The 13903-nt window shown below is 56.5% G+C and carries 9 protein-coding genes; 4 read left to right on the top strand and 5 right to left on the bottom strand.

Annotated elements, in window-relative coordinates; all coding sequences use genetic code 11:
- Positions 1-130 precede the first annotated feature (130 nt).
- Together Fuma_RS06105 and Fuma_RS06110 are read right to left on the bottom strand one after the other, a co-directional pair.
- Positions 131-1504 carry a dipeptidase gene (locus Fuma_RS06105; RefSeq protein ID WP_077028138.1) on the bottom strand — a complete coding sequence of 458 codons (1374 nt, stop codon included), beginning with the start codon at positions 1502-1504 and terminating at the stop codon, positions 131-133.
- A gap of 82 nt (positions 1505-1586) precedes the next feature.
- Positions 1587-2813 carry a PQQ-binding-like beta-propeller repeat protein gene (locus tag Fuma_RS06110; RefSeq protein WP_077028139.1) on the bottom strand — a complete coding sequence of 409 codons (1227 nt, stop codon included), beginning with the start codon at positions 2811-2813 and terminating at the stop codon, positions 1587-1589.
- A gap of 369 nt (positions 2814-3182) precedes the next feature.
- On the opposite strand from Fuma_RS06110, the gene Fuma_RS06115 reads away from it, so the two are divergent.
- The 3 genes from Fuma_RS06115 (at position 3183) to Fuma_RS06125 (ending at position 5451) form a co-directional block, all read left to right on the top strand.
- The gene (locus tag Fuma_RS06115) at positions 3183-4490 is read left to right on the top strand and encodes an amidohydrolase family protein (RefSeq protein ID WP_077023352.1); all 1308 of its coding nucleotides are present in this window, start codon (positions 3183-3185) and stop codon (positions 4488-4490) included.
- 8 nt (positions 4491-4498) lie between these two features.
- Positions 4499-5134, top strand: a complete 636-nt coding sequence (locus Fuma_RS06120; RefSeq protein ID WP_077023353.1) for a Maf family protein — start codon at positions 4499-4501, stop codon at positions 5132-5134.
- 86 nt (positions 5135-5220) lie between these two features.
- On the top strand, positions 5221-5451 hold the full coding sequence (locus tag Fuma_RS06125; protein ID WP_077023354.1) for a hypothetical protein: 231 nt from the start codon (positions 5221-5223) through the stop codon (positions 5449-5451).
- Between the two features lie 196 nt (positions 5452-5647).
- On the opposite strand, the gene Fuma_RS06130 is transcribed toward Fuma_RS06125, so the two are convergent.
- From Fuma_RS06130 to Fuma_RS06140, 3 genes are all read right to left on the bottom strand, one after another.
- Positions 5648-8980, bottom strand: a complete 3333-nt coding sequence (locus Fuma_RS06130; RefSeq protein ID WP_077023355.1) for a transglutaminase family protein — start codon at positions 8978-8980, stop codon at positions 5648-5650.
- A 256-nt stretch (positions 8981-9236) separates the two neighbouring features.
- A complete protein-coding gene (locus Fuma_RS06135; RefSeq protein ID WP_077023356.1) occupies positions 9237-10220 on the bottom strand; it encodes an alpha-E domain-containing protein in 984 nt (327 codons plus the stop codon).
- A 6-nt stretch (positions 10221-10226) separates the two neighbouring features.
- Positions 10227-11705: a circularly permuted type 2 ATP-grasp protein gene (locus Fuma_RS06140; RefSeq protein WP_077028140.1), complete on the bottom strand. Its 1479-nt coding sequence runs from the start codon at positions 11703-11705 to the stop codon at positions 10227-10229.
- Positions 11706-12022: 317 nt separating this feature from the next.
- On the opposite strand from Fuma_RS06140, the gene Fuma_RS06145 reads away from it, so the two are divergent.
- Positions 12023-13543, top strand: a complete 1521-nt coding sequence (locus Fuma_RS06145) for a DUF4332 domain-containing protein (RefSeq protein ID WP_158520869.1) — start codon at positions 12023-12025, stop codon at positions 13541-13543.
- Positions 13544-13903: the final 360 nt, after the last annotated feature.

Below are 13903 nucleotides of genomic sequence, written 5' to 3' on the forward strand. Positions count from 1 at the left end.
TTGTCCTTGGTATTCGTTTGGCGACTGGCCCCAAAAGCTGGTGCTGTCTTACTCGACTTCGCCAGATGTCTTCGTGAATCGCTGCCCGCAAGGGATTTTTATAAATCCCAATGAGGCGTCCTTCCGGATGCTAGCTTGCCTTCACCGCACCCAGCTTTTCCCACAGGTACGCGCTAGCCAGCGTTCCATTGTGAAAATCTTCCACGTGAAAATGTTCGTCCGGGCTATGGAGGTTATCCGTGTTTCGGCCCCAGCCGAGCAGCAATGTATCGATTCCCAGAATCTGCTGAAAGCTGGACACGACGGGGATGGAGCCGCCTTCGCGAATAAACACGGGCGATTTTCCGAACGCCGCTTCAACTGCTTCACTGGCCGCTGAAATCCATGGGCTGGTTGGATCTAGCACGAATCCTTCGCATCCGTGGAACCGCAGAAATTCGAACTTCAGCCCTGCAGGACACTGGTCTCGTAAAAAGGTTTCCAGAGAATCGAGGATCTTCTCCGGATTTTGATTGGGAACCATGCGACACGTGATTTTCGCGCTGGCTTTGGACGGCACGATGGTCTTGGGACCTTCGCCCGTATAGCCGCTCACGATGCCGTTGATGTCGCATGTCGGCCGCGTCCAGCGACGTTCCAGCGTTGAGTAGCCGTCTTCGCCGAAGACCGCCCCGCTGCCGATTTCGTTTAGAAACTCCGATTCTGAAAACGGTAGTGCTTCGAACTGTTGCTTTTCGGCCTCGGTGAGTTCTGCCACGTCATCGTAGAAGCCGGGGATCTGTACTCTACCAGTGGCGTCGACCAGCGAACCACACAACGCTGCGATGGCGTTTGCCGGATTGGCGATGCTGCCGCCATAGACCCCGCTGTGCAGATCCTTTGATGGCCCCGTCAGCCGAACTTCGGCCGCTACGATTCCGCGAAGACCATAAGTGATGGCGGGAATGCCATCTCCATATTGGCTGGTGTCGCTGATGACGGCGATGTCCGCTTTCAGGCGGTCCTTGCTCTGTTCCAGAAACTTGTCCAGGTTGTCACTGCCGACTTCTTCTTCGCCTTCGATTAGAAACTTCACATTGACCGGCAGCTTGCCGTTTACGTCAATGCATGCCTGAAGGGATTTTAAGTGAGTGAACACCTGCCCTTTGTCGTCGGTCGCTCCACGCGCGAAGACTTTGCCATCGCGGATCTGAGGTTCAAACGGCGGCGTGGTCCATAGATCCAACGGATCGGGCGGCTGCACGTCGTAGTGGCCATAGATCAAGACCGTCGGCAATGAGGCGTCTTCGATACGTTCTCCGTATACGATCGGGTGCCCCTTTGTTGTGATAATTTCTGCTGTCAGTCCAGCGGCCTGCATAGCCTTCAGCACAAAGTCTGCGCACTGTTGCATCGCTGGCTTGAACTGCGAGTCCGCGCTGACGCTGGGAATGCGCAGGAATTCGAACAACTCATCCAAAGCCTGCGACTGGCTCGCTTTTAACGACGAAATAACCTGATCCACGTGTTGTTCCTTCAAAAACAAAAACGCCCGCCGAGCAGAATCGCCCGGCAAGGCGTTTGATTGGGCGTGCCAGGCAGACTCGCTATTGCTTCACGTCGTAGCAGCAGATGATCTCCTGATCGCGGAGATACAGCTTACCGTTTGCAATTACGGGATGGCTCCAAACTTTGCCCTTGGGCGAACGCTGATCCGTTTGAGGTTCCAGCGTGAATCGACCGTGTTCGATCCAGCCACCGGGGTTCGCTTCGATCAGCACGCACGTGCCGGAATTTTCTTCGACGCAGTACAGCATGCCGTCGGCGAATGCGACGGCACCTTTGCCGAGTTTGCTCTTTTCATTCCACACCATTTCGCCGGAAAGCATTTCCTGGCAGATCCAGCCCGGGCCGTCACTGTGGCCGTAAATGTAGTCGCCGACCTTGATGGTGCCGCCGTGATGATTTTTCATCACCTTGTTGTCATAAAGCTGTTTGACGCTGTTGTCCTCACCAACCTGCACCAGCATGCAGCCAGCTCCGTAGCCGGACGTGACGTACACGTAACCATTGTCGTAGATTGGTGTGGGAATCACGGCCGTACGCCCCAGAGGCCAATCGGCCTGCCACTGCCGTTTGCCGTCGTTGTCCAAACCGAACACTTTGTTCTGAGTCAACTGGATATATTGATGCTGGCCATAGTGGTCGACGGGGACGATCGACGAGTAATGAGCCTTCTCTGTCATGTCGGCTGATTGCCAGATCTTTTTGCCCGTCTTCAGGTCAAAAGCCGCCACGGTTCCGTTGTCGCCGCCGGGAGTGCATAGCACTCGATCACCATCGACGAGAGGCGATTCGGAGTAGCCCCAGTTCGGGACTTTGCCGCCAAGTTCGGTTAGCTCAACGGACCACTTCTTAGCTCCGTCTGCCGCCGAAACGCAGTACAAACCGCCTTCTCCGCCGAGTGCTACAACCAGATCGCCGGCGACCGTTGGAGTGCATCGCGGGCCTGGTCCCCAGCCGTTTTCCAGGCGTTTGCCGACAGAGGTCTGCCACAGCTTTTTGCCGGAAGTGGCATCCAAAGCGATCACGTATTCCTGTTTCTCATCGGCCCCCATCGTGTACAATCGATCGCCGACGACGGAAAAGCTGGAGTAACCCAGTCCCGCATCTTTCGATGTCCAGACCTTCTTTGGACCGCCTTCCGGCCATTCCTTTAGCAGGCCGGATTCCTCTGACAAGCCATCTCGTTCCACGCCGCGCCATGTTGGCCAGTCGGCGGCATGCGCGTCGCAGGCGGTCAACACAACCAGGGAGAGCAAAAACCGATTCATGGTGAACTCACTACGAAGAGAAGGTGGGTTGTTACGAGGAAAACGCGGGCACACGAGCGGCCGACCAAACTGCATCGGCGACCTTCGAGTGTGATTCGCCAGAGTGTAGCAATCTTCACTGAAACTGTCAGCATCTGCGCCCCGCTTTTGCGGCTGCCAGCCGGAAACCACGCCCCGCTGAAAACGCGGTTATTTCAGTGCCGTTTATTGGGGTATCGCGGACGCGGCAGGCAATTTCCTCCAAATTCGCATCGAGTTCCGATACGGCGTTTCAACGACGCTGCCCTGTGGCCAGAATGGCGTTCATTATTGGCGAAAGGCTGACGACTCTCGCTGCCGTTAATCCAATTCCTGAAGCAGGCAAGTCCTATGTCCGCCCGATTGTCCGCCCGATCCGAATTCACGTTACGAGCCGCCGTCGTCTGCATGCTGGCGGCCAGCACGTCAGCGCAAGCCACCGATGAAGTGCCCGGCGCGCCTCAGCAGCAGCCTGTTGCGTTCACCAACGCCGTCATTCACACCATCGTTGGCAAACCAATCGATCGTGGAGCCATCCTGTTTGAGGACGGACGAATCACGGCGATCGGCGATCGTGTTGCTCCCCCGGATAACGCACGCGTGATCGATCTGAAGGGGCTGCACGTGTATCCGGGATTAATTGAAGCTCATTCGCAAATCGGCCTGAAAGAAATTTCGGCGGTGCGAGCCACGCGAGACTTTTCCGAAACCGGCAGCCTCAACCCAAACGTTAAGGCCAACGTCAGTGTGAACCCCGACAGCGAAGTGATTCCGGTCACGCGAGCCAACGGAGTACTGCTTGCCGTGTCCGCTCCATCGGGCGGTCGAGTCAGCGGAATGGCGGCCGTGCTGCAACTTGACGGCTGGACGTACGAAGACATGACTGTCAAAGCGAACGCCGCTCTGGTGATCAACTGGCCTTCACCGCCTTCATCGGGGGAAAGTCCGGGGCTGAAAATTCTTCGCCGCATGTTCAAAGAAGCTCGAGCCTACCGGAAGGCTCGCGCAGTTGACGAATCTCAACAGCGCTTCGACATTCGATACGAAGCGTTGGCTCCCGTTTTGGATGGCGACGTCCCCGTCATGGCGATGGCTCATGATGTGCGTGAGATTCAGGCGGCTGTCGGCTTTGCCGAGGAGCAAGGCGTGCGACTCATCATTTTTGGCGGCCATGATGCCGAACGATGTGCTGAACTGCTGAAGCAGCACGATATCCCGGTCGTTGTCGATTCCGTTCATCGTCGACCGAAACGCCGTCATGAACCATACGATGTGGCGTACACGCTGCCGGCTCGGCTTAGCAAAGCCGGCGTGAAATTTTGCATTTCCGGTTCCGATCGAGCCGACACATGGAACAGTCGCAATCTGCCGTATCACGCGGCAACGGCGGTAGCTCACGGTCTCTCGCACGAAGACGCCGTGCGATCGATCACGTTGTTTCCGGCTCAGATTTTGGGCATCGACGATCGCGTCGGTTCACTGGAAGTCGGTAAGGATGCGACCTTGATCGTCACCACCGGCGACCCTCTGGAAACGACAACTCACATCAAGCACGCTTTCGTGCAGGGCCGGCAGGTGCAACTCAGCAGCCGTCACACCAGACTGTACGAAAAGTACAGCGAAAAGTATCGGCAGACCGCTGTCGACGAAAAGAAATAGCAGCGAGTATGCTCACCGTTCTCGGATCTCAATCGCCACGCCGCCTCGAACTGCTGCAGCAGATTATCCCGGCAGACGAACTCACGGTTCTGCCGCCTCGGTCTGCCGATGAGCCTGGCTTTGAAGGGCTGACGACGGTCAGCGCCATCGAAGCTCAATTACGTAACGTTGTTCAATTAAAGCTTGACGACGTAGTTGACCAGCTGCAGCAACAGGGGCACTTGCTTTCGGAATGTTGCGTCGTTTGTGCCGACACAATTGTTGTGGCTCGTGGCGCGAATGACCTTCCTGTTGTGCTGGGTAAGCCGCCGATGCCGCATTGGCAGGCGACAGTGCGAGATTGGTTTCGGGAATATTATTCCGGAAGGACACACGAAGTCTGGACGGGGTGCGTGATTGCCGTCGATGAAAAATTGCAACACACGATTGTAAAAACCAACGTCACGATGTGTTCGTTAGAAGACGAACTTATCGACTGGTACGTTTCAACAGAAGAGCCCATTGGCAAAGCGGGCGGTTATGGTCTTCAGGGAGCGGCTGCAATGCTGATTGACGCTGTTGATGGAAGCCTGACGAATGTCATTGGTCTGCCGTTGAGAGAAATCAGGCAAACTCTGAAGTCACTAAACGGATCGCCGAACTAAGAATCGTTAGCAAGTTCATCGACCTGCCTTCGATACAGGAACTACGTACCGCCCATACGCTAGAAGACCAATGTCAGGCTTTCGCCATGTGTCGTCCGCACTTCCGAATTCCCCGCATCGATGCCCAACACGCTCACGCGTCGGCATTTGCCAATAACGACATTGACGGTCAGGAAACTTCGGCCAGCGCGAACGCCGCCGAAGAGCAGCAAATTCGCATGAGCCGCATACGTCGCAACATTGCGACCGGCGCCTATCTCACTCGCGAGGCCGCCGAAAAATCGGCCAGCCGACTGCTGGAATCAAACGACCTTTGATCCTGTCGTCCCGGGCAGGACGTCAGAAAAAAGATTCGTTCGGCATTGAGTCTAAGCACTGGCGTTGCGCATACACCTCCCCCAGCGTAGCGTCGGGGGAGGTCGGACGGAGCGAAGCAACGTCCGGGAGGGGGCCGGTTCCGCTGGACCGGTGACCGCTTCGCAGCTCACGAGACCGGCGGGCTCGAACCAGTCATTACGTTCTCCGCAGATCCAGTGTCATCGGAAATTGAGGATTCACTTCAATATCCGGTATTTCGACCGTTCCCGGCGTGTGCCCCATCTGGAAGAAACGCGCGACCCGTCGCGATTCTGCTTCGTAAGCATTGATTGGGAAGCTGTCCGGGTTCTTGCCGGTCGGGTTCGCCACGTGGTACTGACAACCGCCGATCGAACGGTCCGACCATGAATCGAGGATGTCAAACACCAGTGGAACGTGTACTGGAATCGTCGGATGCAGACAGCTTGGCGGGCACCACGCTCTGTAGCGCACGGCCCCGACGAACTCACCCTGCACAGACGTTGGATGCAGGGGAACTCGACGACCATTGCACGTCACCACGTGCCGGTTGTCTGTCATTCCGCTGACTTTCACCTGCAGACGTTCGACCGATGAATCGACGAATCTGACGGTCCCCCCGCCACCAGGTTCTTCGCCCAGGACGTACCACGGTTCGATGGCCGTTCGCAGTTCCAGCTTGACATCCTGCTGTGACAATTCGCCGATTTGTGGAAAGCGGAATTCAAAGTGCGGCGCGAACCAGCGGCGGTCGAATTCGAATCCGGAACGCTTCAGGTCGTCGATCACATCGCTGAAATCCGACCACACGAAGTACGGCAACAGATAGCGATCGTGCAATGACGTGCCCCAATGAGCCAACGGTTGATCGTACGGCTGATTCCAAAACTTCGAAACCAAAGCGCGAATCAGCAACTGCTGAGCGAGACTCATTTTTGCGTGCGGCGGCATTTCGAATCCGCGCAGTTCCAGCAGGCCAAGACGCCCGGTGCTGCTGTCTGGCGAATACAGTTTGTCGATGCAGAATTCTGCACGATGAGTGTTCCCGGTCAGGTCGATCAGCAGGTTGCGGAACAATCGGTCGACAAGCCACGGAGCCGCTGGCTGGTCTCGACCAGGCACCAGTGAAAACGCCAGCTCCAGTTCATACAGCGCGTCTGCTCGCCCTTCGTCGACTCGCGGAGCCTGGCTGGTTGGTCCGATGAATTTGCCGCTGAAGAGGTATGACAGGGACGGATGGTTGATCCAGTAGCCCACAAAACTTTTCAGTAAGTCGGGCCGCCTCAGAAACGGGCTGTCGGCCGGAGTTCGGCCGCCCATGACCACGTGGTTACCGCCACCTGTTCCCGTATGAGTTCCATCCTGATCGAATTTTTCGGTGCCCAAACGCGTTAGTCGAGCTTCTTCATACACGCCTTCCGTGATGCTGACCAGATCGTCCCACGTCTCAGACGGATGGATGTTCACTTCAATCACACCGGGATCCGGCGTCACCTTCAGGCATTCCAAACGGGCGTCGTGCGGAGGAAGATAGCCTTCGACCACGACTGGCATTTGCAGCTGTTCGGCGGTCGCTTCGATGGCGGTCAATAGGTCGAGATAGTCTTCGAGAATCTCGACAGGCGGCATAAATACGTGCAGGCGGCCATTGCGAGGCTCGACGCACAACGCTGTGCGGACGACTTTGTCAGGTTCGACTTCGTCGTTCTCGTTTTCTTTTTCTTCGCGCGACGGTTGCTGTTGTGAGATTCCCGCTCGCCCAACAGCGTCCGGTTCGCCTTTTACGAACGCCTGACGACGGTCGTCGAATGTTGGCAACGGTTCCCGTTCGAATAGCGGATCGGGCGGCCGCAGCACTGGCATTTGCGACGCCGGAATCCACGGCAGCGTGTCCAGCGGCAGACGCAACCCGATTGGGGAATCGCCAGGCAACAGAAACATTTTGTCCGGTCGTTTCGGCCACGGACCACTTTGCCACGAACGGTGCTCGCTTTGCCACCACGGTCGCTTTAATGGCAATACAAAGCCGACCGGTTCGCCGACTCCGCGTTCGAACACTGCCGTCATGCGAGCTCGTTCTTCCGCGTCCTTCAACTTTGGATCGGCGGGCGAAACGTTGACCGGTAGCCGCTGTTCTTTGACAAGGTAGTGAGCGATGTCTTCGTAGACGGGGACGATATATTTTTCGGTGACCGCCAGTAGTCCGGCCAGGTGGTGAGCGAACCGTTCGGCCGCTTCCACGCCGAAGCCGTAGTCACGATCGATATCCGCAATCAGATCCGGATTCTGCCAACACGGAATGCCGTCTTTGCGCCAGTAACATCCCAGCGCCCAGCGAGGCAGCGATTCGCCGGGATACCACTTGCCCTGGCCGTAGTGCAAAAACGCGCCTTTGGAAAATCGATCGAGCAGCCGCTTAATCAGTTGTTCAGACAACCTGCGTTTGTGAGGTCCAACGGCAGCGGAATTCCATTCGTCGCCTTCCATGTCATCGATGGAAACAAACGTCGGTTCGCCGCCCATCGTTAGCCGCACATCGCCGTCGCGCAGACGCTGGTCGATCGATTGCCCGAGCTTCTCAATCGCCGACCACTGTTTGTCGGTGTACGGCTTGGTGACTCGAGGATCTTCGTGAATGCGAGTCACGGTCATGTTGAAATCGAATTCGACTTCGCACTCGTCCAACGCTCCGGAAATCGGCGCGGCGGTGGTCGGTTCCGGAGTACAAGCCAGGGGGATGTGTCCTTCGCCAGCCAGCAGCCCGGAGGTCGGGTCGAGTCCCACCCAGCCGGCTCCGGGCAGAAAGATTTCAGCCCAGGCATGCAGATCGGTGAAGTCGACTTCAGTTCCGCTGGGACCGTCCAGCGATTTTTGATCGGGCGTAAGCTGAATCAAATAGCCGGATACAAACCGAGCCGCTAAGCCCAGATGTCGAGCCGTCTGCACCAGCAGCCAGCCGGTATCACGGCACGAGCCCTTGGCCAGTTCCATAGTCTGATCGGGCGTCTGGACGCCGGGTTCCATTCGTATTTCGTACGCGATTTCCTGCTGCAGCCGAGCATTCAGCGCCACTACAAAATCGATTGTGTTGACGGCTGTCTTCGGGCGAACGTCGTCGATCAACGCCTGCCATTTTTTTCCGGGCGGGCGAGTTTCAAGGAATGGCTGTAGTTCTTTGCGCAGCGATTCGTCATACGCGAAGGGGAACTTTTCGGCAGAGGACTCGACAAAGAATTCAAACGGATTGATGACCGTCATTTCGGCGATCAGATCCACTTCCACCGACAATTCGCGAGTCTTCTTTTCGAAGACAGCTCGCGCCTGGAAATTTCCGTGCGGGTCCTGCTGCCAGTTCAGGTAGTGGTCGGCCGGTTTGATCTTCAGCGAGTAGCTGTGGATCGGCGTACGACAATGCGGAGCCGGTCGAAGCCGCACCAGTTGCGGGCCGAGGTTGATCGGGCGGTCATATGAATATGTGGTGCGATGGTTAATCGCGACGCGTATGGTCATGAGGGTATTTCGTAGCGGACGACCTTGGAATTGCGATAACGCTTAATGTACTCTTGGACTCGCCGCCCTTTCGGCGACCTGATTCTTTCTGAGCGGACTCCTGATTGCGGACTGAATCTCATTACGCCATGCCAAAATTCGCCACCTCAGGATTCGCCATGCCGGGATTTTGGCACATTGAATTTTCGCCGTGTTCGCCTGCCGACTTTTGGTACAGCGCCCGCCGGAAACGGAATGGCAGCCTGCTCAACCGCGGCTACGATTGCGTTTGCATCTGCGATTGCGATTGAGTCGCGGGAAAAGCTTTCAACGCAAAGTACGTTTCGTGAACAGCCTCACCAATCATATTCAGCGAATGCTGCAACGAATCGACGAACTCATGCATACCGCCATCAATGATCTGCCTTGCTGAAGTTGCGTCCAGACGATCCAGCAGTGCATCTGTCTGAAGGATGGCTTCGTTTTGAAATTCGGCCACTGGTCCGTCGACTTCCGAAAGCGAATGCCGAGCCTGCTGCAGGCTGTACCGGACCGCTCGAGGAAACTTGCTGTCCAAAATCAGGAAGTCGACGATGCGTTCGACCGTCAGCGTGTGATACCGCTTGCGGAACATTTCGAAACTGCTGACCGATCGCAGAACGCTTGACCACAATAAGTCGTCAAACGTTGTGTTCATGTCGGACACGTTTCGCAACAACGTGAAATACTTCACATCCAGGATGCGGCTCGTCTTATCGGCTCGCTCCAGAAATCGGCCAGCGTTGGCGAAGTTCCAGCCGGTATCACGTGTCATCGTCGCGTCCAGAATACCACCCAGGTGGTAACTATGCTGGACGACGTCGTCATAGAAACCGGCATTCGGCGGTTGCTGAGGGGATCGTTCGGCGGCTCGCACGAAGTGGTAGAACGAATTCAGTTGTTCCCACGCTTCCGACGAAATCGCTTCGCAGACAGTGCGGGCGTTTTCGCGAGCATTGCTGATCGACGTACGCACAGAGCTGTGATAATCGGTATCGAAGGTCAGAAACTGCTGCACATTTGCGGCCGTGTAGGCGCCATAGTGTTCATTGAAGTATTCTTCGTCTCCGGTCGCACGGACCAGTGGTTCCCACTGCTCAACATCATGATCCGGCTGATCCAGAATGAAGTTCAGTGTCACTTCGATAAACCGAGCCACGCTTTCGGCGCGCTCAACATAACGAGACATCCAGTAAATTGAATTGGCAACTCGGCTAAGCATTTTCAGTTACACCGTCGCTTCCTGAGGTTCGACTTCTGTTCCCGGGTGACCGATGACCCACGTATCTTTACTGCCGCCCCCCTGCGATGAATTGACGACCAGCGACCCTTTTTTCAGGGCGACTCGAGTCAAGCCGCCGGGCAGAACCCAAGGCGTCTTGCCGTAAAGAATATAAGGCCGCAGATCCACGTGACGACCTTCGAAATGATCACCCACAACCGTGGGAACGCGGGACAGTGCGAGCGTTGGTTGAGCCACATAGTTGCGGGGATCGGCCTTGATCAGCTCGGCAAACTTGCCCTGTTCCTCTTTCGTGGAATGAGGCCCAATCAGCATGCCGTAGCCGCCCGCTTCGTTGGCGGCCTTCACCACCAGTTCGTCCAGATGTTCCAGCACATACGCTCGATCATCCGGCCGGTCGCAGACGTAGGTTTGCACGTTTGGCAGGCCAGGAACTTCATTCAGATAGTACTTGATCATGTCCGGCACATAGGCGTAAATCACCTTGTCGTCGGCCACGCCCGTGCCAGGAGCGTTCGCCAAAGCGACTCGGCCATTGCGATACGCCTGCATCAGGCCGGGAACGCCCAGCATCGAATCTTTGCGGAAGGCTTTGGGGTCCATGAAATCGTCGTCGATGCGGCGATAGATCACGTCGACCTGCTGAAACCCATGAGTGGTTCTCATGTAGACGAAGTCGTCCTGCACGACGAGGTCTTCACCCTGAACCAACGCGACTCCCATTTGCTGAGCCAGAAACGAATGTTCGTAGTAGGCTGAATTGTAGATGCCCGGAGTCAGCACCACGATCGTTGGATCGGCGACGTCGTTGGGGCACAAGTGAGCCAGCGTGGCGTAAAGTTGAGTTGCGTAGCCGACCACGGGGCGTACTTTTGAATCCGCAAAAATCTGCGGAAAGCTGCGCTTCATGATCATACGATTCTGCAGCACGTACGACACGCCCGACGGACACCGCAGATTGTCCTCCAGCACGTAGATGGCGCCATCGGTATGGCGAATCAGGTCGGTGCCGGTGATGTGGCACCAGATTCCCTTCGGCGGATTGACACCCACACATTGCGGCCGAAACGACTTTGCCTTCTTCAGAATCTCTGCGGGCAGGACGCCATCCTTCACAATGTTTTGGTCGTGATAGATGTCGTCAATGAACAGATTCAGAGCTTTAATGCGTTGCTTCAGGCCAGCTTCGATATGGTTCCATTCGATGGCTTCAACCACGCGCGGAATGACGTCGAAGGGGAAGATCTTTTCTGTGCCGGATTCGTCACCGTAAACGGTGAACGTAATCCCCATTCTTAACAAAGCTCTGCTGATCGCCTCCTGACGCAAACGCAGTTCGCTGGCTGGCAGTTGGTCAATGGCATCGACGAGAAGCTCGGCTCCGGGGCGAGGTATGCCTTCCGGGTAGAAAAGCTCGTCATAGAAGTTGTCAGTTTGATAGTTCTTAAATGTAAGTCCGGGCATAAAGTCCATCAAATTGAATTAACCAGTGATGCGGCAGATCACACCACGCTGCTGTAGGTTCTCGCCCTAACGCAGGAGATAATAAAGAAACTTTGCTCGCTTTAACAGTGAGTGGACTTGCCCGAATTACCGAATTTTTCAGCCCGGGTTTGCGAACTGCTGGCCAGCCGTGAATCGGCACAGATTGCAGATCACGGCGTCGAGTCCCAATCGCCACTCCGACCACCGGCAAAAAATGCCGCTCGGGCGTGGTCTGTGGCGGGAGTGTCTGTGAATTCGGCTTGCTGGAAAACTTCACTCTGCCGACCATGCGGAGCATGAAACTCCTGTTTCGCATTCTGTACGCTCAAAAGTGTACCAGCACTCATCACAAGCTGGCTCTGGACGCGTTGCGCTATTTGAAGGTTGAGCACAGCGCTGACTGGGCCACGCTGTTTCTGACGGAGATCGAACAATACACCGACGGCGCCAAAGCGCCGGATAAGAAGTTCAAGGACTTCCGAAACCATGTCCTGCACGTCAAAGACAATTTCTGGGGCGGTGCAGTGCCCACCGCCGAATTGTGGTACGCGCGACTGGTGGAACGTTTGAAAGACAAAGACTGGCGACGAGTCGCGTTTTGCGCGGGCGTGCTGAGTCACTACGTCACCGATCCGCTGATGCCGCTGCATACTGGGCAGACGGAAGACGAAGGACAGGTCCACAAGTTTATCGAGTGGGGTACGGCGAAGATTTATCGCGAACTCGTGACAACACATGCTGCCGCGCGAGCCATGCAAAACTGGAAGCTGACAGCCGACGGTCAAGCAGCATCTGCCAAAGCTGGAAACGACTGGTTGCCACTGATGATCATTCAGGGCGCAACGCTGGCTAACGAACACTACGACGTGATGATCGATCATTACGATCCGGTCCGAGGTCGCAAGAACGCAGCTGACGGATTCGACGACACCAGTCGAGAAAGCCTCGCCACGCTGTTGGGCTGGTCCATCAAGGCCGTCGCATTTGTCCTCGACCAGGCCATTGCGGAAGCCAATGTCGCGCCGCCGAAACGATCACTCACGGTGTCCGCGGTGCTGTCTTCTGTGTCGGTCCCGATCTTCTGGGTGACTCGACGGATGGCGGACAAACAGGAACGTAAAGTTGTCACCGCCATCTGGAAGGAACTGCAGGAAACCGGCAAAGTGGTCCACTCCCTGCCGGAAGATGACCAGGCCATTCGGACGGCTCACGCGGAAGAAGTCCTGCAGATTTCAATAGACGAACTGAACCGCCGACCGACAAGAAAAGCGGGCACGGGCCAGCAGACTCCGCCAGAGACACAAACTACGACCGACCGCGACGTGATCGCGATCTCCACGGCACGCGATGCCGCCAAACCAGTTCCGACTGATCAAAAGCGTGTTTTGCGGCCGTACCTTCAGCCGCAAAACCATATCGTGGAAGCGCCATCGATTGGTCCGAAAACAGCCGATCGTCTGCAACGAATCGGCATTCACACTGTGCGACATTTGCTGACGGCCGATGCTGAGCAGTCAACGGAACAACTCGGCCAGCACTGGATTACCGTCGACGTGTTCCGGAAATGGCAGCGGCAAGCATCTTTGATGTGCAGCGCGGCCGGCCTGCGCGGTCACGATGCACAGCTGCTGATTGAAATTGGTATCGACACAGCGGAAGAGCTGGCCAACACCGCTCCTTCAGCAATTCTGGAACTGCTGAAGGACGTCGTCGCCAGCAAAGAAGGCGAACGCATCCTGCGCGGTGGAACGCCGCCGGACCTTGCCGAGGTCGAACGATGGGTGGCCGGTGCAACTCAGCGCCGCGAGGTCGCGTAGGCGGCGAACCCAAGTCTGTCCGACACATTTCCTGTACGCACCCATCAGATGGCCGTGCGCTAGCAAGCCCTTCGGCGGACGACGGCGCGGCAGGTTGAGCTGACTCAAATCAATCGCGTTCTGCCAGCAGCCGCAGCACGGGCCGATGTTCGCCCATCGAAGCGTAACCCGTCGCCATTCTCGCGTTTGCAGCCCGATGCGGACGCCAACACTGCCAATCGGACAGACCTTCAAAGGCGACGCGTCCAAACATCGCCGGAACGCCTGCCTCACCGACGGCAGCACATAAAAGAAGCCCGGCTCTATAAAGAGCCGGGCTTCAGGTTAACTTGTTCTCGTAGCTTCCAACGGAAGCGGCCC

Origin of the sequence: Fuerstiella marisgermanici (genome assembly GCF_001983935.1) — a bacterium.
Taxonomy (GTDB): Bacteria; Planctomycetota; Planctomycetia; order Planctomycetales; family Planctomycetaceae; genus Fuerstiella; species Fuerstiella marisgermanici.

Excerpts from the sequence above, each read along its gene's own strand:
- Fuma_RS06110 (WP_077028139.1), bottom strand. The coding sequence starts at position 2,813 with ATGAATCGGTTTTTGCTCTCCCTGGTTGTGTTGACCGCCTGCGACGCG.
- Fuma_RS06115 (WP_077023352.1), top strand. The coding sequence starts at position 3,183 with ATGTCCGCCCGATTGTCCGCCCGATCCGAATTCACGTTACGAGCCGCC.
- Fuma_RS06120 (WP_077023353.1), top strand. The coding sequence starts at position 4,499 with ATGCTCACCGTTCTCGGATCTCAATCGCCACGCCGCCTCGAACTGCTG.
- Fuma_RS06125 (WP_077023354.1), top strand. The coding sequence starts at position 5,221 with ATGTGTCGTCCGCACTTCCGAATTCCCCGCATCGATGCCCAACACGCT.
- Fuma_RS06130 (WP_077023355.1), bottom strand. The coding sequence starts at position 8,980 with ATGACCATACGCGTCGCGATTAACCATCGCACCACATATTCATATGAC.
- Fuma_RS06135 (WP_077023356.1), bottom strand. The coding sequence starts at position 10,220 with ATGCTTAGCCGAGTTGCCAATTCAATTTACTGGATGTCTCGTTATGTT.
- Fuma_RS06140 (WP_077028140.1), bottom strand. The coding sequence starts at position 11,705 with ATGCCCGGACTTACATTTAAGAACTATCAAACTGACAACTTCTATGAC.
- Fuma_RS06145 (WP_158520869.1), top strand. The coding sequence starts at position 12,023 with ATGAAACTCCTGTTTCGCATTCTGTACGCTCAAAAGTGTACCAGCACT.